Genomic DNA, 274 nt, shown 5'->3' with positions numbered 1-274 from the left:
CATAACAAAATTATATGATGATGTAAATTCTCCTAAAAGAGGAAATACTGCAAAAGATTTTATTCCTGAGGATTCTCATAATTTTTTCTTCACTTATCTTGAAGAAAATAGTGATAATTTTGAATCTTTAACCTTTGACGAAAATAAGTTCGTTGATCAATTAGGCATTAATCAGTTATTTCTTGGCAGCGAAGCTCATGTAGAATTAGACTCGATATACTATCTATTCAATTACATCCAACAGGAAGAAAGTATACGTTTTCTCAAACAAAGG

The 274-nt window shown here is 29.6% G+C and carries 1 protein-coding gene; it reads left to right on the top strand.

Annotated elements, in window-relative coordinates; translation table 11 throughout:
• Positions 1-274 (top strand): hypothetical protein (locus SB772_RS40795; protein ID WP_410838623.1); only part of this gene is annotated, 274 nt, incomplete at both ends.

This window comes from Paraburkholderia sp. SIMBA_030 (assembly GCF_046535245.1).
Taxonomy (GTDB): domain Bacteria; phylum Pseudomonadota; class Gammaproteobacteria; order Burkholderiales; family Burkholderiaceae; genus Paraburkholderia.
This window is presented reverse-complemented; position numbering and strand designations above follow the sequence as displayed.